Genomic DNA, 22,599 nt, shown 5'->3' with positions numbered 1-22,599 from the left:
CAATGAAATGAAGAAAAACTACCGTTTTGGTATCGATATTGACGGTACTGTTACGACTCCAGAATCACTTCTGCCTCATATCAACAAAGCCTTTAATGTCAATTTAGCCTTAACTGATATAACGCAATATGACTTAACGGCTGCGTTCCCTGTTGATAGTGTTGAGTTTTTCAAGTGGTTTAGAGAAAATGAGCCAGAAATTTATATGGCTTCACCTATTCAACAAGATGCACAAGCAATTTTATCTGCTTGGCAAAAAGATGTTGAGCTTTATTACATTACAGCCCGCGAGGACAATTCAACAGATGTCACTTACGAATGGTTTAAACAATTCAATGTACCATATGACAAAATTGATATCGTTGGACCTGTCAATAAAGCAATTAAAGCTCGTGAATACGATGTACATGCCTTTTTCGAGGACAAGCATGCAAATGCTGTTCAGCTTCACGAGGAATTAGACATCCCTGTGCTATTATTCGACGCTCCTTATAACCGCGAACCCATTCCAAATGGCGTGATTCGTGTAAGTAACTGGCAAGAAGCAAATCACTGGATCAAAAAAGAATTCGGTATTTAAAGACTAAAAGCTAGTACGTAAATTGCGTACTAGCTTTTTTGGTTCCTATTATTAAAAGTCAATAGCTAATAATTCTTTCACTTCTTTATAGAGTGCAGTGTTTTTCTTTGCAGACATATAAGTCATTTCTTTTTTAACAGGATCTTGGAAAAACACAGTTCCATCCTTTAATACATATAATTTATACGTTTTCCCACTCAAATCTGTTGATTTAGAAAGTGCAATAATATAGTTCCCCTGATTATGAAGTTCTTTTACATTTTCAGTATCCTCTTCTAATTTCGGCACAATTACTTCCATTAGATTTACTTTTTCTATAAATGATTGAATTATTTTCTTGTCCGTAATTATTTTTCTAGTGGAATCTGTACCAACTCCCTCATTATTTACACCTTGAACATATAGTGATTGATAATCTTCGGTATCTGGAATCTTTATTTTCTTATTCTCATTTGCCTTATCTTCTTTGCCACAAGCACTTACAACTACTAAAGTTATCAATAACAACAATACTATCTTCCATGTCTTCAAGTAGTTCCCCTCCTCTAGTTGCAACAATACTCCTACGATTCTATTTCCATTATTATACTACGGATTAGAAGTGCTGTCTTAAAGTCACAAAAGTTGTAACAAGATTGGCAAACGTTTCTCTATTAATGTTAAATGAGAAATGGTTTAATATATCAAAATCACTTACTACCTATAATTGTAATTTTTAGGAACTTTTTAACTTAGTAACCGTTCTAAATTCTACATAATAAGGAAAATAGGAGGGCGAAATGAAAAATCAAATGGATTGGCAATTAAATATATATTTATTAATACTAGCGTTTATTAGTTGCTTATTTATCTATTCAAGTAATACTAATTTCGGCCAATATAGTGGTTCGTTTATAGTGAAGCAAATTATTTTCTTTTGTATTGGCTTTGCAATCATGTACATAATTGCTAGTTTAGATTTCGAACAATTAAGGAAAATTTCTTGGTATTTTTATGCTCTGATTGTACTATTATTAATTGTGTTAATTTTTGCACCTGACAGTATAGCTGCACCTATTAATAAAGCAAAATCATGGTATCAAATAAAATTTATCGGTACTTTTCAACCTTCTGAGTTTTTAAAATTTGCATTTTTACTCGTCGTCGCTCAAATAATTGAAAAACATAACACAAAGGCATTTAAACAAACATACATAACTGACCTATGGCTGTTGGTCAAAATCTGCATTGTCGTCATACCACCCATGCTAATCGTTTATAAACAACCCGATACAGGCATGATTATGCTTTATATGGCTATGCTAATTCCAATGATTTATTTTTCGGGTATAAAAAAACAACTGTTAGTAGTCATTACACTGATTCCTACTATCATTATTAGTGCTCTAGTGATTATTTACTTTAAATTTAATAGCTTCTATACAGAACAAATCTTAGGTAACTTGTCACCTCACCAAGTTTCTCGGATTAACGGCTGGCTTCATCCATTTGAATATAGTGACTCTGCCTTTCAAACAAAACAGGGATTATTAGCGATCGGCTCTGGATTATTTGGCGGAAAAGGATACTTAGAGAATAACGTCTACGTACCTGAAAAACATACAGATTTTATATTCTCTACAATTGCTGAAGAAATGGGGTTTATCGGAGGATCCATTGTAATTGTATTGTTCTTTTTATTAATTTATCGCATGGTTTTTCATGCTTTACATGCTAAAAAGCAATATACCTTTCTACTAGCTTCCGGTATTATCGGCTTATTCACGTTTCAAGTATTTCAAAATATCGGCATGACGATTGGTTTGTTACCTGTGACAGGTGTAACACTACCTTTCCTTAGTTATGGTGGTAGTTCATTATTATCGAATATGATGCTTATTGGTCTAATTCATGTTATAAAAAAATCTTATAGCGGCTATTTGTTCCAAAATACAAATGAAGTGGAAGTGCAATTTGATGCAAAATACTCCAGATAAAAGGATACTTGTACTATTTAGTTTAGTAAGTTTCTTATTAATACTATTAATTAGTCGATTAGCATATATAATGATTTTCTAACATATAAAACAGCTATATTGAAAATTTTGACGAATATTGCACTGAATATTTCCCGGAAAATAAAAAAGCATTTCCTTTGAGATATTAGTCTCTTCGGAAATGCTTTTTATTATTTTTTTACGTTTAGCCATTAGATAGAACGCGCTTAGCATCTTCGCGAATAGCTTCTAGACGTTTTTTATCTTCTACACGCTGAACTGCTTGTTCTTGTTTAACTGCTTTGTATTCGTCAATACCTGTAACAATAGTATCCCACATGTTCTCAATCGTTTCCATTTTGATACTTGAGCTACCAGAACGACGAGCGATGTCTACACTTTGTTGCATAATGTCACTTGTTACATCTTGTAGCATTTGGTTTGCGCGATCTTCAAATGCATTTAAAGAGTCTGCATGTAACTTTTGACGACGTGCATTGACTGCATTTATAATACCCATTTTGAAAACTGGGATTGTTGTTACAAAAGCACTGTTAATCTTAGCAATTAGATCATTATTTCCGCGTTGCATTGTTTTGATTTGAGGTGCTGCGATAACCGCTACCATACGTGCTTTTTCAAGGTCATCTACTTTGCGTTCTAATAATTCCTGTACTGTTCTTAAGTTTTCAAGCTCAATACGCGCCATTTGGTTTCCACCACTTACACGTGCTTCACATTCAGGAATTAACGCCGTTTTTACTTCATCTAGCTTCATTTCAGCTGCCACAATATACTTCTCTAACTCGAAGTAATATTCTATATCTTCTTGATATAGTCCTTCCAAATCACGGTTATTACTTTTCAATTCCTCTTCAATAATCATAAACTGCGCATGGATTTTTTCAATTTCTTTACCAAGCGTATTGTACTTACTGAAAAGAGCTTCTACTTTTTGCTTAGCACGTTTGAAAATTTTATCTAACATGCCTGGCTCTTTTGTTAACTCATTTTTGTCGAATTTATTCATTAGCTTTTCTAACTGATTCAACAATTCACTCGATTGATCTAGTTTAGATACGGTCATTGTATCTAGAATTCGGTCAGAGAAACGTGACAGTTTGATTGCCGGTTCTTTACCTAATGATAATAAATCGATTTGATTTCTAATGTCTATCATCTTCACGATTTTTTGGACTTCAGGTTCTTGACGTAATTGCAATTTCATTTCATTTGCTGTTTGTTCGTTTAATCCATCTTTTTCAATGGCAACTAAATCAGACATTTTTTCTCTCCCTACTCATAAGCTATAAAAACTTATGGATGAATTTTTTTATTATTGAATTTGGTTTAGATTTTGGCTCTTGATATGGTTGGTCAAAAACCATATGTTCAAGTAAGTGAATGTCAAATACATCTTTTTCCATATACATTTCCATATCTAATTTACCAGTCGGATTATATAGTATGATATCTACACCAAATCGATTTAAAAAGACTAGTAATGCTGCATCTTCTCGAGATAGTTCCCCGTCCATTTGAGAGAGGTATAATACGAGTCGAGGAATTTCCTGTGAATAATCAAAGTTCTGGAGTAATCGTAACAGTTCAATCGGAATCATTGTAGCTGTTTTAAACATAAAGAGCTGTAAATCTATCTCTTTCTCATGCGCAAGAGGTAGAAGCGAAGGATTTTCACAGCAATCTTTGATAGTATGTGCAATTGCCACCTGAATGGATTCCTGCAATTGACCATATTGCCACCAATCACTCGCCATCATTTTCGCAGGCGACAATTCATTATTCTCCAAACAATGATTGTAATGGAATTGAAAATTAGCTTTACTGCTCTTCATATATGGGAATGCTTTAACAAATTGGCTATTCGGACCTTGTATAAGCTTGTGCATATTCTCCCAATATTCTTCACGATCCACTGAAATACCAGCAATTTTCGCAAAAATAACCGGAATATATATTTGCTCTCCTACAACTTTGAACTCTGGTCGCACCATCGCTTTTTCATTGCCATAAATAAAAATATCATCATATGTCGTACGCAATGTAATAGAACGTGGTAAATGTTCTTTGAACTGCCATGGTTTAAATACACCAGATTGTTGGTCATGCATTAACTTATCAAAATGTTTACTTGAGCGATAACCAACAGTTGCTTGTCGTTCACGTAATTTCTCTGGAAAAGGTTGCAATGTTGTTGTCGTCGCATAACGATAGACAACAGACAGCTTCTCATCAGGATCTAACGCAGAAAACTCATCTGTCCCAGTAGGAGAAAAAACTAAAACATCGCAACCCAGCTCCATTAATAATAATAAAAAGTAGCGCTGGCTAATAGTCGACTCCCCGTACCAAACCACTTTAGGAAATTCATCACCGATATCTAATGACTGTGACCATTTTGCCCAGTGGTTTTTAAGCCATTTAATCATATCGATTAAGAACCGTCTAAATTCATTTGATAGTAAACCCGCTGCTTGCTGTTCTTTGAATAATTCAATGATGTTAATCATGGTTAACTGTAAATGCTTATTGATGAATGCATTTGGATGTTGTGGGATTAATTGATGCCCATACATCAAGGCAACTAATCGATTAATAGACAATCCTTTAGGCGTTTCCTGATGTGTTTTTAAGATTGATTGCACAGCTTGAAAGTCCTTTGGATCAATATATTTATCTAATTTCTCGCTTAATACATGGACTGAGTCATTTTTCGCCATATCAAATAGAGCATTAAAATAATCATCTTCCTCTACAGGAACACCCAATACACGTACAGCAATTCGACTAAAACGAAACCTAGTATCATCCAATTCATAAAGTGCTCTATCTTTGCAAGGCGCCAAAAAATGCGCTTGCCAATCTGTTGTATCCTTATGTAATATAGGCTCAATTTGCATATTACGCATACAAACTCCTCCTTCCTTAAAGAGTGTGTTTGAACTTATAGCATTTCATTTTCTCTTATAGTGTAACACGATTTACATGCTCTAGAACATCATGTAATAGCTCTTTCGTGAATGCTGTTCCATTTTCGTTTGAATAGTGAGTTTGAGTTAGTTTTTTGGGCTCTTTATCCTTCATATCACCGTGAAGTGGTGTGTAAGATCTGTCTGCCATTGCTAGCATATTATAGTCCAATATAGAGTCGCCCGCTGCAAAATGAAAGTCAAAGCTATATTTATTCTTGATATACGTCACAGCTGCTTCTTTCGTTAGGACATTAGGTATCATATAGAGTTTTTTCTTTTGTAACAGTACATGCCATCCAAGTTCATGTAATTCCTCTTTTAGTTGTTGCAAAGCAACCGGTTGGACATTTTCTAGATGAACATGATTAACATAAAATAAATCATCAATATATAAAGATCGCTCCATCCAATTGGCATACTTTATATCATTCATAATTTGTAGCATTTGTTCATCTGGAACCGAAGAATCTTCAATGGATTTCCTTAACTGCTTTGCCCATACGAGATCAGGTTTACCGTTCTCTAATATAGTCCCCCCATTACTTGTAACCGCAACAAGCGGATGTAATTCTTGTATGAAATGAATCCGTTCATATTGGTGCCTTGCACGAGTAGTAACTGGAACAAATAATGTCTTTTCTCTTACTTCTTTTAGTAACTCCATCGTCTCGTCACACATCCAACTAGTCTCTACATCAGCTTTACGTTCTACTGCCGTTTTCGATTTGTTAGTAGGATAAAGTGACATCATATGATTTGAGTAAATGAGTGTACGGTCTAAGTCAGATGTAAATAGTATCTTCATATTAACTCCTCTATACCCTTTTAATGAGTCCACAACATGAATAGGACATATTAGGGTATTCTTCAATTGGAATGTTTTTGTCTTTTGCTAATAATAATACATGTTCTAAATCATCAATACATGTGGGGTTAATCAGAATTTTCCATGGTACACGACGTAGTAATACTCTAGTTGTTTCTCCAATTCCAGGCTTTATGAGATTGACATCAGGTATTTCCATTTCTTTTTGAATAGCTTCAACAGCTTTCATCCCAAGCCATGTAGGCGTTGTATCTTCCAACAGACGCTCTACCAGAATGCTTCGTACTTCATCAGCTATATGCTGAAAATATACCGATATTTCATCAACATATAAATTGGAAACATCATCGTCTTGCAACTCTTGGTAAAATTTAGCCCCATGAAAATCCTCTTTTTCCAAAAGATTGTCATTTGAAATAGTACGACTAACCAATCCTGAAACTGTAGAGTTTAAACAAGCAGATGGAATCAAAAAGTCCTCTCTTGTCCCGTATAATGAAGAACAATGACCTGGATCTGCCAGAACCGCTAAGTCACTTTCAATTAGAGTGCCATGCTTTTCGTTATAAATCATACATGATTGGTCTAACTCTTTTGTGATCGCCCCTTTTCCTGTCCAACCATCGATAAACTGAATATTAGCATCAGGATGCTTTTCTAAAATATAGCTGATGGCTGTCTCATCGAAACCTTTACCACGTATAATTGAAATCGAATAATGCGGGATATTCTCATGATAATGTTCTTGCAAATAACGCTTAATCAATACACCAATAGGAGTACCCGCTCTTGCTAAACTAACAAGGACTAAATTCTCAAGGCCTTTTTGCATATTTATTTGCTCTGCTACAACACCTACTGCAATAGCAATACGCTTTGCATATGCTGCTAACGTTTGATGAAATAATTTTAAGTACTCTTTAGAAGGCTGATATTCAATAGGCAACATTTCTGAATAGTGTGTCCCTGATTGAATTAATCGTTCACGCTCCTCATTACTCATTTCCAGTGATTGCTTACTTAAATCGCGTAATAAAAAGACACAGTCATCCGGTTGATAGCTACCTATTGGATCTGGTATATATTTTACGTTACTCATTCAGTATCCTCCCCATAGTTCAACACGAGGATATATATTTGGTCAATATTCACGGTTTCCAGTTGCTCTATTAGCTCTGATAAAGCAGCTTTATTTACTATTCTTTCTACTACAAGGAAAAGTTCAGTGTATGGATAGGTATCTAAATTATATAAGAAGTTTACAACCCCATTATTTTCTGGGCTATCAAATGCCCATTTTTGCGAAATTGTATAACCTTCATCTAAAGAAGGGTAAATTGGGCTACGTGTCGATGATTGGAAATAAACATCTGCCCCCATAAATGATGCTATTCGCATTGGGATATACATAAATTCTCCGGTTCCTACTACAAGAGCTGGACCTGTTGTACGTAATGTAGTGAGTTGTTTTGCCATTTGTAGTAATTGGCTATCAAGCTCATGGTGCATTTCAGCAGTTAAGCTAAAACGACCTGTACCTTGTAAATAAGACGCATTATTCACTTTTTGTCGCTCGTCCGTTGATGTATATGGGAGGATATTATTCGATTTAGTATCTAGTACTTGAATACGAGCTTTATTTTGTGTTGCATTTTCTAGCTTTTTATCCACTTGTTCTGGTGCTCCGTGTAACGTAAAGTGACCTTGCACAATGGATATAAACTGAATAGAAATGCCCCACTCATGCTCTAACTGATTAAAAATGTCCTGTTTTTCTTGTGGACGCCAATCTAAAATAGACATAATCGTGTAATGCTTAATATGTGGAAAGCGCTCATTTAATGTCTTAATAATATTAATCACTGTATTACCTGTCGTAATTTCATCATCCACTAAAACAATACGTTGTGCTTGCTCAAAAACCGCTTCGTTTGTGGAATAAACTCGGTGACTTGTTGCATGCGAGTGTTCCTCCTCAAAACAGATAATCGGCTCAAGTTCATTAATCAATTCTCTTGTCGTGTGAATATAAGTAGCATTTGAATTAAAGTTACGGAAAACGGCATGTCCTAAAGCCGTAGCAGTTTCAGCAAAACCGATGAAAAGTGTCTGATGTTGTAAGTTTACCGGCAGTTTTGTCACTTGCTCAAGCGTTTCTTGTACATCTACTTCACCTCGTAATGCACGAACTACTAGATTTTCTAACTCATGCATTTCACCATAAGTCTCTTTCATGTATCGCATACTTAGTAATGTACCTACTAATAACGGCATTTGAGGTTCAACTGCCAAATGCTTTCCGAGTACTTTACTGACAAAAAGAAAGCCTCTCTTTTTATTAATGCGTGTCGCCATTTGAAATAAATCCTCTACTTTAAATTGATAGGGATTATGATCTAATGTTACGGTAATTTCATAGTCACCTAAAATAGGTAATCGTTGCTCATATTGATCCTTTATCAATTCATTCACCATCCATACTTATTAGAAATGTTGCAAAATCAGCTGATTCATTTAAAACACCAAAGAATTTAGCTCTCATAAAAATTTCTTCTGCCCAAAAACTATGTGGTTTCATCTCATTCATCTTATTAGCATATTGACTCTTCAGTACTCCTTTAGAACCATCATTATGCTTCTTGATACTAAGTGCATCCAAATATTCTTCATGTGTCACAGCATAAAGAGCATGGACATATCGAATATGTGATGGGTGGATAATCGTCTTACCTACTATGCCATTTTGTTTATCTAACAATACCTCTTTTACTAAACCATCTATATATTTATCTAAAATTGCCTGACGCTCACTTACAGCATCGTTTTTGATAAAAGGCGTTTGCCTTAACGATGGTTTTAGGACACGCTCATGACTAAAGTATTCCCATACAGGCCCAGAAATTACATAAGGATCTGGTTGTCTCTTAAACACATTGACGATGTCAGCCATACAATCACGGATTATTGAAACATCATAAATCGTCGAATCTGCACTTCGACGAATACCATAAATACCACAGAAATCTGTTGCACCAATGCGTACATTTAAAACGAGCTCACGATACTGATCTAATAACTGTTTAATCGCTAGCAATTTTTCTACTCTTTGTTCCTTATAAATAATATCTGGTGTTTCTAATATCGGCATACCGTAAATTTTTAGATTATGTTGCTGCTTTGCTTCAGCTAATAAAGCAAAAAATTCTTGTCCTACTTCGACAGTAAACTTAGGGAAAACATAACCTGTTAATACCACTTGTTTATGACCCATTGCTTGCATTAAGCGGCGCAATTGCTTAGGATCTCTTACTCTTATAAAAACAAGAGGGATATTCTCTATTGTAGAAGTATCATGTAAATACTTTTCATAAAGTCTATCCAAAGCCAACACAACTAATTTTTCAGCATCTTCAACATCATGGTCACCAACAGCATCTTCTAAATCTATTACTAGAGAAGTTAAATCATTGTATTTACGATTTTGAATTACTTCATCTAGTTTCGGTAAAGTCCCGGGCATATATAAAGTTGCACCTAATGAATAGGCTAACTCTTGTGGATTGTCCCATTTCGTAAAATGTTCTGGTGCTCTATAGAAAATTGTATCTAACATATTTTCAAAATGTCTCATATTGTTCTCTCCAACGATTTAAAATGGCCTTACAAATTAATAGAAAAAGGCATTCTATGAGTCTAAAATTAGTCGACTAATAGAACGCCTTCATGCTTAGTGTTACATATTTTCAAGCTTTTTCTTATTTCTGAAATGTACAATGAATGTGCCTAAGAAAGCAACAATTAAGATAAGGAAGAAAGTTGTATTCTCCATGTGGAAACCAAATACTCCTGCAAACATTTTAATCGCAATAATAGCGATTAATACAAAGGCTGTCGTCTCCATCTCTGGAACTTTTTCAATTAATGTAAGGAATACACCAGCAATCGTTCTCATCATTATAATTCCAAGAATACCGCCTAGTAATAGGACCCATACTTGGTCAGAAATCGCAAAAGCAGCTAAAATTGAGTCGATAGAGAATGCAATATCCATTAACTCTACTGAAATGACTGTTGCCCAGAATAACCCAAACACACGTACAGTCCAGCTTTCCTTTTTAAACTCTTTTGCCTCGTCATCTTCTCCACCTTTATTTTTGAAGTGAGAATAGACGATCCACCCTAAATACAAGGCACCTAGAACTTTAACAAGTGAGAATTTAACAAGGTAAACACCAATTCCTATAAATAAAAATCGGAAAATATAAGCACCAAACATTCCATAAAGAAGTGCTTTTTTTCTTTGTTCTGGAGGCAAATGCTTTACTAGTACAGCTAATACAAGTGCATTATCTGCGGACAATAAACCCTCCATCACAACTAGAGAGCCGATTAAACCCCATGCTTCAGGGCTTTTTAATACTTCCCCCCACATTTCCCAGTTGAAGAATTGAGCGTATGTACCCAATATTTCGTTGATTATTTCCAAGTGACTTCCTCCGTTAAAAACATATTAAATTGTATGTCGATTAGCAGAACTTATTGTAGTCCATATGCGTTTACTAAAGCTCCTAAGCCACCTTGGTATCCTGAACCTACTGCTGCAAACTTCCAATCATTATTATGACGGTATAATTCACAGAATACTACTGCTGTTTCAATACTGAAGTCTTCACCTAAATCATATCGCAGTACTTCACTTTGCGAATCTTCATTTAATAAACGAACATAAGCATTTAATACTTGTCCAAAGTTTTGGCGACGAGTGTCTGCTTCATGAATTGTAACAGTTACTACGATTTTATCGATTTGAGGTGAGATTTTGCTTAAGTCTACTAGTATTTTCTCATCGTCACCATCACCTGCACCTGTACGATTATCTCCTGTATGTGTAACGGATTGATCTGCACTAACTAGGTTATTATAAAAGATAAAATCTTGTTCGTTACGGCATTTGCCAGATGCATCTAATAAAAACACAGATGCATCTAGGTCAAAATCTTGTCCGCCATCAAACTGTTTTACATCCCAGCCTAATCCGATTCCAATGTTTTTTAAACTAGGATCATTTTTTGTTAAATCAATTCGTTGTCCTTTACTTAGTTGAATAACCACACTAGACACCCTTTCTAAGTTTAATTAAAAGAAGATTAGTTCACATCTAAACCGTAATCATTGCAAAGTGCTGATAATCCGCCTTGGTATCCTGCACCAATCGCATTGAATTTCCACTCTGCGCCGTGACGATAAATTTCACCAACAACAACCGCTGTTTCTATACTGAAATCTTCGCCTAAATCATAACGTACGATTTCTTCTTTTGTATCAGCATTCACTACACGAATAAATGCATTTGATACCATACCAAAATTTTGACGACGCGCTTCAGCATCGTGAATTGTAACTGTAAACGCAACTCTTTCGATAGATGCTGGGATTTGATTTAATGCTACTTTCGACGTTTCATCATCGCCATCTCCAGCACCTGTTAAGTTATCGCCAGAATGCTCAACAGCACCGCCAGCACCTTTTGTATTATTATAGAAGACAAAATCTTCTGGAGCAGTCACTTTGCCATTAGCACCTAATAAAAACACTGAAGAGTCTAAGTCAAAGTCTCCACCACCATCATACTTGTTTGTATCCCATCCTAATCCAACGATTAGATTAGTTAAACCAGGGTTTGTTTTTGTTAAATCTACTTTTTGTCCTTTTTGTAATGAAATTGAAGCCATTTGAAATTCCTCCTAAGTTTTAATGTTTTATATTACTGAAATCTAGTACAAACTTCGCCTAATTTAGCATCAGTTGTACCATCACCAATAGCACCAAATTTCCACTCACCATTATGGCGATAAATTTCACCAGTTACTAACGTTGTTAAATCAGCATAGTTATCAGATAAATTATAACGAATCAATTCATTCCCAGTATTAGGTTCAAATACACGAATATATGCATTTTGTATCATACCGAAATGTTGCTTACGTTTTACACAATCGTAAATATTAACAACAAATACAAGTTTATCGTAATCTGCTGGCACAGATTTCAAATCGATTGTAATAACTTCATCATCACCGTCTCCATCACCTGTTAAATTATCTCCAGAGTGTTGAACAGATCCACATTTACTTTTTAACTTGCCGAAATAAACGACATCTTGACCATCTTTTAAATGACCATCTTTTAGCATTAATACTGAGGCGTCACAGTCAACATTACTACCGTTACCCCCGCCACCACCAAATAGTCCACCTAATAGACCGCCGCTTTTCCCTTGGCTAACTGGGTCCCAACCTAAACCAACCATTACGCGATTTAAATCCGCTTTACCCTTTGTTAAATCGACTCTTTGACCTTTTTGTAAATTAATGCCCATAGTCATTCACTCCTTATTTTTAAAAATCCTCACATATTTCAGCCTTAATTTGAAAAGAAAATCATCATAGAATATAAACCCCTTATTATTTGTTATTATATAACAAATATTAAGAATATTAGTAATATTTTCTTTGAATCAAATTAAATTGTATCCCCAGTAATAGATTTATTATTGGGCTATTGCTTCTGCCACAAATTCACCTTGTTATGTAAAGAATTACGCCTTATAGCAATTAGCTTATACGCTTAATACTATATACGATTATAACTTTAAATGGTTTCATTTTTTTTTTCAAATCATAGACAAATAAATAAGGAGATTTCTTAACCTGCTGTCGATTAAGAAATCTCCCTTTTTTTATTATTTCTCTTACTATTTCGTATTATTCGCGGAATTTCCCAGGAAATAGTTGAAAGAAAAAATGTTCAATATAAGAAAATAGATTGTCGTAATCCTTTTTTTGCTCTCCTTTTACAATTCCCTCTAAATTAAGTGTTTGCTCTTTCCCATCACCATTAAAATAGAGTATTCGATCAAGTACTTTTAAATCACTCGACTCTTGCTCATTTATCTTCATCTGGTTTGAACCATCCATATGAATTCTATTTAAATAACCATTTTTATCTTTGTTACTAAAATACAACCAATCTCCAGCTTTTACTAAGTACTTTGCGTTTGTATTTGTTACTTTCTTTTCAGTTCCTAACTTTGTATCTCTTTTATGAATACCCCTACTACCATCTGCTTTTGTATAGAAAACCTCGTCTCCAGACTTCACAAAATCTTCGGTATCTCTTATAAAGTTATATGTTGTATCAGAAGCCTTTTGATAATCTTTTGTCACCCATCTATGATCTTCTGCTAGTGCTGAATCAGATAACAAGAAATATTTGCTACTTACTTTACCTGCACGATCTGGTGTTGGGTCATTAAAAGTAGAATCGACATGATACCACTTGCCATCTACTTTCACTAGATTCCATGAATGCGCAACTTGATCAACATATCCTACAACATATCTCACATCAATCCCTGCTGCTTGATATAATTTATAAGCCGCTAATGTATAGCCTTGGCAAACTGCTATACCTTCTTTAAAAACTGCATAGGCTGAGTGGGCGCTTGATTTTGTATCCGACCCGTACTTTGTATTTAATACGATATAATTATTAATCGCTTTTACTTTGTCAAAATCACTCATCTTTTCAGATATCTCTTCATTTATGAAACGTTTTACTTGTGCATCTACATATTGCTCTTGACTCTTCGACGTATGATAAGAAAACGTATAATTTATAATAGCTGAACTTGAATTATATTGATAATGAATATTACTCTCTTTAAAACTACCTGCGAGATAATCATCATCTGCTAAGAGTTGCTCCACGACTCTATTTATTTGTTCCATTTTTGGCGTAATATTGCCCTTATAAGAGATGATTAACTTCCCTTCATAATTATGCATAGCTCTAGATACGGCCGTTTTAAGACCTTTAACAGAGGAAACAGTGACAGCATCTTTCGCAGCTGATACTTCCAAGACCCTATCACTACTACTTGTTAAGGCCAATATCAATATTAAACTGAAAATCGATAGGTACCAATTTACCTTTCTCAAGTCATCATCACATCCTCTACTTTATAAGTCTACAGTCAATGTACATTATCTTCAATTCTTATATCGGATAAATAAAAAGAAGGACATTACAGAAAGTCCCCATTCCCTATTATATTTTATCCATGTCGAAGTATTCCGGAAAAAGAATCAAAACAGGCTATTTTAATTCTTTATTCGTGATTTTTAATTTATGCTAAACCAACCTGCATTCATTTTGTTTTATATTTACTAATTACAATGACAGATTTACTTTTTTCTTGAATGGCAAGGTAATTAGCATTTAGACGACTTATTATTTTTCTTCGATGTTATCTATAGAAAGAGAGCTATCTAGTTGTGGACGATAGTTCAACTGTACATCCCCTCCATTGTAAAACCACCTATTCATGTTAGTGCAAGCAAGTCTACGGACTATTTGATATGATAGTAACAGAATGACAAATGTACTGAGGTGGTCTTGTGCAAGACATTATACAAAAAATGCAATCGCTTGGCTTTAATCAATATGAAGCCAAAGCATATTTGGCATTAGTGCGACTTGGCTCTGCCAGTGCTTATCAAGTAAGTAAGGACTCAGGCATACCACGTGCACGCATATATGAAATTTTAAACGGACTTGAAAAACAAGGGCTTGTCTTGAAAGAAGAAATAAATGAAGCTGCGCAATATTCTCCGCTCCCTGTTGATGTTTTTTTAGAATCGATGCAGTCGAATTGGCGCTCTAATTTTGAGTCCATTAGCAAGTCGTTAAAAGAACTTGAAAAAACAGAACTGACACCGGATAATCGTGTAGCAACATTAAAAGGTGCCGAACATATTCTTTCCTTCTGTCGTACTTTATTGAAAAAAGCGGAGAAAAAAGTGGTGATTTCATTTTGGGGAGATATGTATGACGAACTACTAGCTGATTTAAAAGTAACTTCAGAGTACTGTAGACTAAAAGGTATCGTCTTTGAAATTGAACAGCCATTACAAGGTTTAGATCATCACCGCACAACTTCATATACTGAAAATATCGGTCATCAAAAATGGTTTATCTTGTCCATTGATAGTAAAGAGTTGATTTACGGCCCCTCCATTTTAGAAAGAGAGACTGCTTTTTATACCGACGATCCAGTCCATATTTATTTGTTAGAAAACTATATATGGCATGATATTCTAGTCAATCGATTAGTCAAAAAACAAAACGATACAGTAGAAAAATGGATTGCAACTGAGAGAGATGATTTTTTTTCAATGTAAACAGAAAATGACCTTCGCTTTTTATTTTGCGAAGGTCATTTTTTTATAAGATATGTAAGTAATCTAGTACGTTTTTAAGGATTAGAATAACTGTAACAAAAATGAATAATACACGTACATAACTCGCACCCTTTTTAATAGCAAATTTCGAACCAACAATTGCTCCAACAATCATTGCAAGCCCCATTGGAATACCATAAGAAAAATTAACAGCTCCGAGAAATAAGAACATTATAAGTGCAGCAATATTACTAGCAAAATTCAAAAACTTCGCACTTCCCGCAGCTTGTAAAAAATCAAAACCAATCATTAAAAATGCAAAGATAAAAAACGAACCAGTCCCGGGTCCTAAAAAGCCATCGTAAAAACCGATTATTGTCATTACAGCTATAAATATTAGCGCCTTCTTCTTATCTAATTTCACATAAGTCGACTTTTGACCCCAGTTTTTTTTGAAGATGGTATATGTCGCTACTGCAATTAAAAGTATTAGCACAAGTGGCTTCAGTACTTCTGGCGATATAAAGTGTACAAACCATGCACCTAACATCGAACCAAAGAACACAAGTGGGAAGTATTTACCGACTATTTTAAAATCGATGTTTCCAGAACGAAAAAATGAAATAGTACTAGTAAGGGACCCCATAGACCCTGCTAGCTTATTCGTCGCAATCGCTGTAGACGGTGATAAGCCAGTAAACATTAAAGCAGGAATAGAAATCAAACCGCCCCCACCAACAACCGAATCAATAAATGCTGCTAAAAAACCAAATGCAACTAACAATAAAAGTGTATACAAGTCCAAATCCATCATGCAAACCATCTCCCTAACTTTCAACTACAAGATAAATAACGTTACTACTTTAATAGTAACTACACTTTATTGTATTGTAAATAGAGAAAAGATAATAATTCTAAAATATTTAAACAACTCTTCTATAAGTTTCATATACTAAGTTATGGAGAGAAATGATTTAATGATTAACATCTTTTTCACTATTAGTGTTATAGCGGTTCTCATTGCTGGCCTAGTTATAGGTGCATGGCAAACGGGCGAAAGAGACCGACGAACCGTTCAAAACATTACACCCGAAGATCGTGCTCTAAGGATGAAAATAAGTACATATAGTTTAGCTGTTGGCGTAATTTGTTTCATAATCGTTTGGATACTTTGGTATTTTGACATTAAATAAGGTAGTAAGAGCAGATGCTTTTACTACCTTATTTTTTATTCAATTGTTTTGTAATCCATTTTTGTTAATAGTGTATAGTAATTCTTAAAATGCGAAGACGAATTCAATTCAGTACAATTATTTAATGTAGAAAATGCGCTTTCAATTAGAAATGCTCTTGGTTCTTCCTTATTCAATAATTCTTGTTGGATAAAATAAAGAAGCTTTATATAAATATCCCTTCTGTGTACATCATGATCAAACACATTTTCAATTTCTCTTCTTAAAGTAAGCGTTGTAAACGACAATTCATTATCAAAGAAATCGTCGTTATTCGGCTGTGGGAAAAGTTTATTTACATGTTCAGAGGTGAAAATCCTAACCCCTTCTTTACTAACATCTTCTATAATATTTATTATACGATCTGTACAGTACTTGGCAATCTGCTGATCTGTAATGCTTTCATGTAGAACTTTGGTCGTTTGAAGAAAACTTTGTAAAATACCTATGAAAATAACGGCACAATCAAATGAATATGGTTGTTTATCATTTGGAAGTATATTTAGAAAACGACCATGTACCCACTGTAAAAACATAAATTTAAAATTCTTGATGAATTTAATTAAATCTTGATCACTAGAAACAATCACATCATCTAAAAGCTGTTGTAATTTATTTTTTCGATTTTCCCTAATCATTAAACTCACTTGTTCTATAAATACATTCACATCTGAGATATCTTTTCCTATCATTAATTTATCTCTTTCTTCTTTCAGCTCATCTAACATTAATTTAAACACAGATTTAAAAAGATCTGCCTTAGAAGGAAAGTAATTATAAAATGACCCTTTAGAAATACCACAGTGATTTAGAATATCTTGTATCGATGTAGAATGATAACCCTTTTCTATAAATAATTCATGAGTTTTTTCAATGACTTGCTTTTTTCGTTTGTTCATCTAAATACCCCTTTAAATACTAACTGTTTATACTCTCAATTACATCTTACCACAATGAATCTAGTGGGTATTTCCCTACTTTCTATCCGAATTATAGTGGTAGATAACTAGTATTTGGGATCATTGTTTAAAGTTCAAAAGAAAAAAAGTAATGAAATTATACGTTTCTTTACAAATCTCAACAGATTGTAGTAAAGTGCACACATTATTTTGTAGGTGAAAATGTAATTGTATAATTTTCGCCAAGTTCGACTCGTATCTTTTCTGTTAGTTTTAAACCTACTATATTATGTTGTGAAATTAATGTATTGGCGTTACTAAATCGCTTATCAGTCTCCCAATCAATCCAATCACCGTAATCTTCAGACCAGTTAGACAATTTATTTAGTAAATCTTTTGGTAAATTAAAATCATCAAGATCAAGATTAAAACGGCATTCTCCACACCAAATAGGATCAGCATAATCCGCTTCAACAATTAATATATTTGGAATATCTGACCCACAATTACAACTCATTGAACCTCTGCACCCTCATCCTTAAATTTATAAACCTTTTACTTTCTAATTTTCATTTGCCTCATTAACTAGTATGTACCTATAAAAAAATTTTCAACTATCCACTTTACTCTTTTGGAGTCCAAAGTAATACTTGATCCTGCTTGCTTTCTCCTTGCAAATAAACGGCTTTTACATTCGCTAAATTTGAATCTTTTATTTCAAAATCAAAACCACCCGCTTTACCACCTAACAGTACAGTTTTCATTCTTAAATAAAATTTATCTTCAATAATATCAAAAGTATAACCAGCATACTTTTGATTGCTACCTGTAAAGTCTCCTTTTATATGCAAAGTTTGTCCATCAAATACTTCCACTTCGTCAATTTGAATAGCTGATGTATCTGTTATTTTAGCAATGAGTGTATATATAGCAAAGCTGAAAATTGCTAAACCTAAAACAGACGTAACTAATACTAAAACCCTACTTTTTTTCATCTTCAATCACCCGTTCATTCAGTCATATATACCACTATAATACACTTCTACCCGTCTCACTATTTTTAAGTCTTAATAATTTTTTAGTTATTCTAAGAAAATATATGATAAGGTAAGTACTGTTATATTTACAACATTTACACTATGGAGGTACTGCAATGAAAAAAATCATTTTTGCAACATTCGCATCAACATTACTACTCGGGTTATCTGTTCCCCCGTTAGAAACAGACGCCGCTGCTAAAACATTTAAAAACTGTACTGAACTTAACAAAACATACAAGGGTGGCATCGCCAAAAATAGTAAAGTGAAAAATAAAGGCGGTAAAACTAAATATAAACCTAAAGTATCTGCTAAACTTTACGCAGCCAATAAATCCAAAGACCGCGATAAAGATGGCATTGCATGTGAAAGATAATTCCTCTTCATAACAAAACAAGCATCTTCCCTTTGTGAAAGATGCTTGTTTTTATTTACTTATACTTTGTAATTGCTCACATTTTTTGCAATCTGGACATTTGCCGTAGATTTCAAATTTGTGATCATCAATTTCGTATGATGGTAGTTGCTCTTGCAGGAGGTCCATTGGGCAGAGATGAATTTCTTTAATGTTGCCACACGCCATACAAATGAAATGGTGATGATGATGTTCCGTTTCACATTGCATGCGGAAATGGCGTTCGCTGGAAAGTTCAGTTTCTTCAAGAATTCCTAGCTGTACAAATGTAGCAAGATTACGATAGATTGTGTCGTAACTCATACCAGGATAATCTTTTTTCATAACAAGCAGTAGGTCACGTGCGGTTAAATATTTTTCAGTAGCCGCGAACATATCTAAAATTTGCTCTCGTTTGTCCGTTTTTTTATAGCCATTCTCTTTTAAAATTTCCCATGCTCTAGAAATATTCATACCCAAACTCCTCCTTGTAAATTAAGCACGCACGCTCATTGCAATCTTCTTACCCACAATAACGATTAATAAAATCAAAATAGAGATCATAACGATTGTTCCACCAGGTGCTAAGTCTAAGTAAAAGGCAGATACAAGACCTGCTATAACAGCCGTTTCACCAAAAACAATCGCATATAATATCGCTTGTTTAAAGCCTTTCGCAATACGAATACTTGCAGCCACTGGTAACGTCATTAATGATGAAACTAATAAAATCCCAACAATTCGCATACTAGCAGCAATAACTAGAGCTGTCACAATCATAAATAATAAGTGAATCCATTTTGCAGGCAAACCACTCGCTTTTGCATATTCGTCATCAAAAGATAAAACAAACAATTCTTTATAAAATAAATAAATAAACGCTATCACTAGTAAAGCTATTACTACGACAATAAATAAATCCTGTCTGCTTACAGCTGATACTGAGCCAAATAAATAACTAAATAAATCGGTACTAAATCCTTTTGCAAGTGAGATAAAAATTGCACTAATCCCTATACCACCTGACATAATAATTGGTATTGCTAACTCCTCGTAATGCTTATACAGGCGACGCAATCGTTCAATAAGTACAGAACCACTGACAGATGCCACAATCCCTAAATAAAGGGGATTAAGTAATGCTAGCCCTGTGAATGTTTGGCTTAGATAAAGGCTACCAGCTATCCCTGCAAGGGTTACATGGCTTAGTGCATCCGCAATTAACGATAATCTTCTAACGACGATGAAAACGCCAAGTAACGGAGCAATGATTCCTATAATAATGCCAGATAAGAATGCATTTTGTAAAAATTCATAATGTAATATAGATGAAATCATTGTGTCTTCTCCTCTTTGGTATGATGAATTTTACGGACTGCGTGACCATACCAAGCATTCAACTGATCGTCTGATAGAGAATCATAATCGTTCTTGAAGCCATGAAAATGGATTGTTTGATTTAAACAAGCAACATGACTTATGCGATTTGAAACCGTATCGACATCATGTGTTACTAAAATCATTGTCATTTTATGGTGCTCATTTAAATTTGCGAGCATATCATAAAATGACTGCACATTTTCGTGGTCAATCCCGACTGTCGGCTCATCTAAGATTAATAACTTCGGCTCTGCGACAAGCGCTCTCGCTATAAAGACACGCTGCTGTTGCCCGCCTGACAACTCACCGATATTTCGATTCGCAAAGCCATCCATCCCGACATCTTGTAATGCTTGCATCACTTTATCATTTTGATCAGCTAAGTGGCGCTTGAAAAGACCAATCTTCTTTGTTAAGCCACTTGCAACAACTTCCTTGACTGTAGCTGGGAAACCCGAGTTAAACGAGTTTGATTTTTGAGAAACATAACCAATCAACTCACGTTTTTTAAATGTGTTTGCCGGCTGTCCAAATAATTCAATTTGACCGGAAGTTGGTCTCATCAATCCTAAGATCAGTTTTAACATTGTTGATTTCCCCGAGCCATTTGGTCCGAGTAATGCGAGAAAATCGCCTTGCTCTACTTTTAAAGAAATATTTGATAACACTTGAGTATATTCATATTGGAATGAAACATTTTTAAGTTCAATTAAAGGCACTTGCGCCATATTCTTCGCTTCTTTCTAATTCAGAATCATTACGATTTACAAAGAATTAGTATAAGTGAAAGATAGAACTTTGTAAAGAATGAATACTTGAAGGGGTGGAAGTATGGATTATATGTCAATAATACAGGAATTCCAAGGCAAATCGGATGAGGAGCTCGCCCTCTATGCAAAAAATTACAAGATTCCATTATCGAAAAAAGAAATTCAAAAGTTGCGCCCACTATTATCGTCCTTTTCCATTCAATGGGTGCTAATGGGGATACCTGATCAAGTAATGAGGGATATTGAAAAAGCCATTGGCAAACAGAAAACAGCAGATTTATTAAAACAGTTTGGTCGCTAAATTTTTAACAACTTCAAGATAACTGCAAAAAAAAGGCTTCTCACCTTTTTAGGCGAGAAGTCTTAAGCATTCGAAATTATTCCCCTCTTAATGCATCGATTTTCTCAGGCATAAAAGTTTGGTTACGGAACATTTCTATTTCATATTTGTATGGTGCTTTTTTATTTTTTGCATCTGTACCAACAAATGGTGTTTCTAAAATTTTAGGTACATTCTGGAATGCTTCATGATGGACAATACGATTTAGTGCATCAAAGCCAATATGACCAAAGCCAATATTTTCGTGACGGTCCTTCGCTGCACCACAAACATTTTTACTATCATTGATATGAAGCACCTTGATACGATCGATACCAATCGTTTTATCAAAGTTTTCTAGAACTCCATCAAAATCATTGATGATATCATAGCCTGCATCATGTGTATGACAAGTGTCAAAGCATACAGATAGACGTTCGTTGTTTTTTACACCATCGAAAATCTGAGCAAGCTCTTCAAAAGTACGACCACATTCAGAACCTTTACCAGCCATCGTTTCAAGAGCGATTTGTACTGGATAATCTTGTGAAAGTACTTCATTAAGACCTTCAATGATTCTCGCTATACCAACTTCAGTTCCTGCACCAACATGAGCACCTGGGTGTAAAACAATTTGTTTTGCACCGATTGCTGCTGTTCTTTCAATCTCTTTTTGTAAGAAGTCGACACCAAGTGCAAATACTTCAGGTTTTGTTGTATTGGCAATATTAATAATATACGGTGCATGGACAACAATATTAGATAGACCATGCTCCTTCATATGCAATAATCCTGCGTCAATATTCAACTCTTCAATTGGTTTTCTGCGTGTGTTTTGAGGAGCACCTGTATAGATCATGAAAGTGGATGCCCCGTAGGATGCTGCTTCTTCACTTGAAGCTAGCAGCATTTTTTTGCCGCTCATAGATACGTGTGAGCCAATAAGCATG

At 34.6% G+C, this 22,599-nt stretch carries 26 protein-coding genes; 6 read left to right on the top strand and 20 right to left on the bottom strand.

Going from position 1 to position 22,599, the window contains the following annotated elements; translation table 11 throughout:
• Window positions 1–7: 7 nt before the first annotated feature.
• On the top strand, window positions 8–580 hold the full coding sequence (locus tag MKY02_RS06525) for a 5' nucleotidase, NT5C type (protein ID WP_038186864.1): 573 nt from the start codon (window positions 8–10) through the stop codon (window positions 578–580).
• A 51-nt stretch (window positions 581–631) separates the two neighbouring features.
• Here MKY02_RS06525 and MKY02_RS06520 read toward each other — a convergent pair whose 3' ends face one another.
• Window positions 632–1,111 (bottom strand): hypothetical protein, encoded by a 480-nt coding sequence (locus MKY02_RS06520; protein ID WP_038186867.1) that lies wholly within the window; start codon window positions 1,109–1,111, stop codon window positions 632–634.
• A gap of 248 nt (window positions 1,112–1,359) precedes the next feature.
• Here MKY02_RS06520 and MKY02_RS06515 point away from each other — a divergent pair, with 248 nt between their 5' ends.
• Entirely contained in the window at window positions 1,360–2,556 is a 1,197-nt protein-coding gene (locus tag MKY02_RS06515; protein WP_076035189.1) for an FtsW/RodA/SpoVE family cell cycle protein, read from the top strand.
• A gap of 205 nt (window positions 2,557–2,761) precedes the next feature.
• Here the strand turns inward: MKY02_RS06515 and MKY02_RS06510 are convergent, their stop codons facing one another.
• From MKY02_RS06510 to MKY02_RS06460, 11 genes are all read right to left on the bottom strand, one after another.
• Window positions 2,762–3,841 (bottom strand): toxic anion resistance protein, encoded by a 1,080-nt coding sequence (locus tag MKY02_RS06510; RefSeq protein ID WP_038186874.1) that lies wholly within the window; start codon window positions 3,839–3,841, stop codon window positions 2,762–2,764.
• Between the two features lie 22 nt (window positions 3,842–3,863).
• Window positions 3,864–5,486 carry a YceG family protein gene (locus tag MKY02_RS06505; protein WP_340710814.1) on the bottom strand — a complete coding sequence of 541 codons (1,623 nt, stop codon included), beginning with the start codon at window positions 5,484–5,486 and terminating at the stop codon, window positions 3,864–3,866.
• Window positions 5,487–5,541: 55 nt separating this feature from the next.
• Window positions 5,542–6,354 carry an HAD family hydrolase gene (locus tag MKY02_RS06500; RefSeq protein WP_076064887.1) on the bottom strand — a complete coding sequence of 271 codons (813 nt, stop codon included), beginning with the start codon at window positions 6,352–6,354 and terminating at the stop codon, window positions 5,542–5,544.
• Window positions 6,355–6,364: 10 nt separating this feature from the next.
• Window positions 6,365–7,474 (bottom strand): cysteine protease StiP family protein, encoded by a 1,110-nt coding sequence (locus tag MKY02_RS06495; RefSeq protein WP_076035187.1) that lies wholly within the window; start codon window positions 7,472–7,474, stop codon window positions 6,365–6,367.
• Window positions 7,471–8,838, bottom strand: a complete 1,368-nt coding sequence (locus MKY02_RS06490; protein WP_246832402.1) for a phosphoribosyltransferase family protein — start codon at window positions 8,836–8,838, stop codon at window positions 7,471–7,473. The genes MKY02_RS06495 and MKY02_RS06490 overlap by 4 nt, the downstream gene beginning before the upstream one ends.
• Window position 8,839: 1 nt before the next feature.
• Entirely contained in the window at window positions 8,840–10,006 is a 1,167-nt protein-coding gene (locus MKY02_RS06485) for an HpcH/HpaI aldolase/citrate lyase family protein (protein ID WP_076064889.1), read from the bottom strand.
• A 102-nt stretch (window positions 10,007–10,108) separates the two neighbouring features.
• Window positions 10,109–10,861, bottom strand: coding sequence for a TerC family protein (locus MKY02_RS06480; RefSeq protein WP_038186886.1), 753 nt, complete (start codon window positions 10,859–10,861; stop codon window positions 10,109–10,111).
• Between the two features lie 50 nt (window positions 10,862–10,911).
• Window positions 10,912–11,487, bottom strand: coding sequence for a TerD family protein (locus MKY02_RS06475; protein WP_038186902.1), 576 nt, complete (start codon window positions 11,485–11,487; stop codon window positions 10,912–10,914).
• Window positions 11,488–11,522: 35 nt separating this feature from the next.
• Window positions 11,523–12,107, bottom strand: a complete 585-nt coding sequence (locus MKY02_RS06470; protein ID WP_038186915.1) for a TerD family protein — start codon at window positions 12,105–12,107, stop codon at window positions 11,523–11,525.
• Between the two features lie 32 nt (window positions 12,108–12,139).
• A complete protein-coding gene (locus MKY02_RS06465; RefSeq protein ID WP_038186918.1) occupies window positions 12,140–12,754 on the bottom strand; it encodes a TerD family protein in 615 nt (204 codons plus the stop codon).
• A 385-nt stretch (window positions 12,755–13,139) separates the two neighbouring features.
• Window positions 13,140–14,375, bottom strand: coding sequence for a transglutaminase domain-containing protein (locus tag MKY02_RS06460; protein WP_143691223.1), 1,236 nt, complete (start codon window positions 14,373–14,375; stop codon window positions 13,140–13,142).
• A gap of 459 nt (window positions 14,376–14,834) precedes the next feature.
• On the opposite strand from MKY02_RS06460, the gene MKY02_RS06455 reads away from it, so the two are divergent.
• A complete protein-coding gene (locus tag MKY02_RS06455; protein WP_143690996.1) occupies window positions 14,835–15,617 on the top strand; it encodes a TrmB family transcriptional regulator in 783 nt (260 codons plus the stop codon).
• Between the two features lie 43 nt (window positions 15,618–15,660).
• On the opposite strand, the gene MKY02_RS06450 is transcribed toward MKY02_RS06455, so the two are convergent.
• Window positions 15,661–16,431: a sulfite exporter TauE/SafE family protein gene (locus MKY02_RS06450; RefSeq protein ID WP_038186921.1), complete on the bottom strand. Its 771-nt coding sequence runs from the start codon at window positions 16,429–16,431 to the stop codon at window positions 15,661–15,663.
• Window positions 16,432–16,576: 145 nt separating this feature from the next.
• Here MKY02_RS06450 and MKY02_RS21995 point away from each other — a divergent pair, with 145 nt between their 5' ends.
• Entirely contained in the window at window positions 16,577–16,810 is a 234-nt protein-coding gene (locus MKY02_RS21995; RefSeq protein ID WP_445329604.1) for a DUF5316 family protein, read from the top strand.
• A 35-nt stretch (window positions 16,811–16,845) separates the two neighbouring features.
• Here the strand turns inward: MKY02_RS21995 and MKY02_RS06445 are convergent, their stop codons facing one another.
• From MKY02_RS06445 to MKY02_RS06435, 3 genes are all read right to left on the bottom strand, one after another.
• The gene (locus MKY02_RS06445; protein WP_340710813.1) at window positions 16,846–17,748 is read right to left on the bottom strand and encodes a TetR/AcrR family transcriptional regulator; all 903 of its coding nucleotides are present in this window, start codon (window positions 17,746–17,748) and stop codon (window positions 16,846–16,848) included.
• 205 nt (window positions 17,749–17,953) lie between these two features.
• Window positions 17,954–18,265 (bottom strand): hypothetical protein, encoded by a 312-nt coding sequence (locus MKY02_RS06440; protein ID WP_038186929.1) that lies wholly within the window; start codon window positions 18,263–18,265, stop codon window positions 17,954–17,956.
• Window positions 18,266–18,371: 106 nt separating this feature from the next.
• On the bottom strand, window positions 18,372–18,743 hold the full coding sequence (locus MKY02_RS06435) for a hypothetical protein (RefSeq protein ID WP_038186932.1): 372 nt from the start codon (window positions 18,741–18,743) through the stop codon (window positions 18,372–18,374).
• A 158-nt stretch (window positions 18,744–18,901) separates the two neighbouring features.
• Between MKY02_RS06435 and MKY02_RS06430 the strand changes: the two genes are divergently transcribed.
• Window positions 18,902–19,162, top strand: a complete 261-nt coding sequence (locus MKY02_RS06430) for an excalibur calcium-binding domain-containing protein (RefSeq protein ID WP_038186935.1) — start codon at window positions 18,902–18,904, stop codon at window positions 19,160–19,162.
• A 51-nt stretch (window positions 19,163–19,213) separates the two neighbouring features.
• On the opposite strand, the gene MKY02_RS06425 is transcribed toward MKY02_RS06430, so the two are convergent.
• From MKY02_RS06425 to MKY02_RS06415, 3 genes are read right to left on the bottom strand one after another with little or no spacing between them, the layout of a single operon-like run.
• The gene (locus MKY02_RS06425) at window positions 19,214–19,654 is read right to left on the bottom strand and encodes a Fur family transcriptional regulator (protein ID WP_076035183.1); all 441 of its coding nucleotides are present in this window, start codon (window positions 19,652–19,654) and stop codon (window positions 19,214–19,216) included.
• A gap of 21 nt (window positions 19,655–19,675) precedes the next feature.
• A complete protein-coding gene (locus tag MKY02_RS06420) occupies window positions 19,676–20,518 on the bottom strand; it encodes a metal ABC transporter permease (protein ID WP_038186941.1) in 843 nt (280 codons plus the stop codon).
• Window positions 20,515–21,288, bottom strand: coding sequence for a metal ABC transporter ATP-binding protein (locus tag MKY02_RS06415; protein ID WP_340710812.1), 774 nt, complete (start codon window positions 21,286–21,288; stop codon window positions 20,515–20,517). Before MKY02_RS06415 ends, MKY02_RS06420 begins: the two co-directional genes overlap by 4 nt.
• Window positions 21,289–21,391: 103 nt before the next feature.
• Here MKY02_RS06415 and MKY02_RS06410 point away from each other — a divergent pair, with 103 nt between their 5' ends.
• Window positions 21,392–21,631: a hypothetical protein gene (locus MKY02_RS06410; protein ID WP_038186948.1), complete on the top strand. Its 240-nt coding sequence runs from the start codon at window positions 21,392–21,394 to the stop codon at window positions 21,629–21,631.
• Window positions 21,632–21,707: 76 nt separating this feature from the next.
• Here the strand turns inward: MKY02_RS06410 and MKY02_RS06405 are convergent, their stop codons facing one another.
• Window positions 21,708–22,598, bottom strand: a complete 891-nt coding sequence (locus tag MKY02_RS06405) for a deoxyribonuclease IV (RefSeq protein ID WP_038186952.1) — start codon at window positions 22,596–22,598, stop codon at window positions 21,708–21,710.
• Between the last annotated feature and the right edge of the window lies 1 nt (window position 22,599).

Origin of the sequence: Viridibacillus sp. FSL R5-0888, from assembly GCF_038009105.1 — a bacterium.
In the GTDB taxonomy this organism is placed as follows: Bacteria; Bacillota; Bacilli; order Bacillales_A; family Planococcaceae; genus Viridibacillus; species Viridibacillus arenosi.
The sequence above is the reverse complement of the archived record's forward strand: the minus strand, read 5'-3'. Positions and strand labels throughout refer to the sequence as shown.

Excerpts from the sequence above, each read along its gene's own strand:
- MKY02_RS06420 (WP_038186941.1), bottom strand. The coding sequence starts at position 20,518 with ATGATTTCATCTATATTACATTATGAATTTTTACAAAATGCATTCTTA.
- MKY02_RS06515 (WP_076035189.1), top strand. The coding sequence starts at position 1,360 with ATGAAAAATCAAATGGATTGGCAATTAAATATATATTTATTAATACTA.
- MKY02_RS06425 (WP_076035183.1), bottom strand. The coding sequence starts at position 19,654 with ATGAATATTTCTAGAGCATGGGAAATTTTAAAAGAGAATGGCTATAAA.
- MKY02_RS06465 (WP_038186918.1), bottom strand. The coding sequence starts at position 12,754 with ATGGGCATTAATTTACAAAAAGGTCAAAGAGTCGATTTAACAAAGGGT.
- MKY02_RS06505 (WP_340710814.1), bottom strand. The coding sequence starts at position 5,486 with ATGCGTAATATGCAAATTGAGCCTATATTACATAAGGATACAACAGAT.
- MKY02_RS06435 (WP_038186932.1), bottom strand. The coding sequence starts at position 18,743 with ATGAAAAAAAGTAGGGTTTTAGTATTAGTTACGTCTGTTTTAGGTTTA.
- MKY02_RS06500 (WP_076064887.1), bottom strand. The coding sequence starts at position 6,354 with ATGAAGATACTATTTACATCTGACTTAGACCGTACACTCATTTACTCA.
- MKY02_RS06415 (WP_340710812.1), bottom strand. The coding sequence starts at position 21,288 with ATGGCGCAAGTGCCTTTAATTGAACTTAAAAATGTTTCATTCCAATAT.
- MKY02_RS06410 (WP_038186948.1), top strand. The coding sequence starts at position 21,392 with ATGGATTATATGTCAATAATACAGGAATTCCAAGGCAAATCGGATGAG.
- MKY02_RS06430 (WP_038186935.1), top strand. The coding sequence starts at position 18,902 with ATGAAAAAAATCATTTTTGCAACATTCGCATCAACATTACTACTCGGG.
- MKY02_RS06510 (WP_038186874.1), bottom strand. The coding sequence starts at position 3,841 with ATGTCTGATTTAGTTGCCATTGAAAAAGATGGATTAAACGAACAAACA.
- MKY02_RS06495 (WP_076035187.1), bottom strand. The coding sequence starts at position 7,474 with ATGAGTAACGTAAAATATATACCAGATCCAATAGGTAGCTATCAACCG.
- MKY02_RS06525 (WP_038186864.1), top strand. The coding sequence starts at position 8 with ATGAAGAAAAACTACCGTTTTGGTATCGATATTGACGGTACTGTTACG.
- MKY02_RS21995 (WP_445329604.1), top strand. The coding sequence starts at position 16,577 with ATGGAGAGAAATGATTTAATGATTAACATCTTTTTCACTATTAGTGTT.
- MKY02_RS06445 (WP_340710813.1), bottom strand. The coding sequence starts at position 17,748 with ATGAACAAACGAAAAAAGCAAGTCATTGAAAAAACTCATGAATTATTT.
- MKY02_RS06485 (WP_076064889.1), bottom strand. The coding sequence starts at position 10,006 with ATGAGACATTTTGAAAATATGTTAGATACAATTTTCTATAGAGCACCA.
- MKY02_RS06470 (WP_038186915.1), bottom strand. The coding sequence starts at position 12,107 with ATGGCTTCAATTTCATTACAAAAAGGACAAAAAGTAGATTTAACAAAA.
- MKY02_RS06450 (WP_038186921.1), bottom strand. The coding sequence starts at position 16,431 with ATGATGGATTTGGACTTGTATACACTTTTATTGTTAGTTGCATTTGGT.
- MKY02_RS06440 (WP_038186929.1), bottom strand. The coding sequence starts at position 18,265 with ATGAGTTGTAATTGTGGGTCAGATATTCCAAATATATTAATTGTTGAA.
- MKY02_RS06405 (WP_038186952.1), bottom strand. The coding sequence starts at position 22,598 with ATGCTTATTGGCTCACACGTATCTATGAGCGGCAAAAAAATGCTGCTA.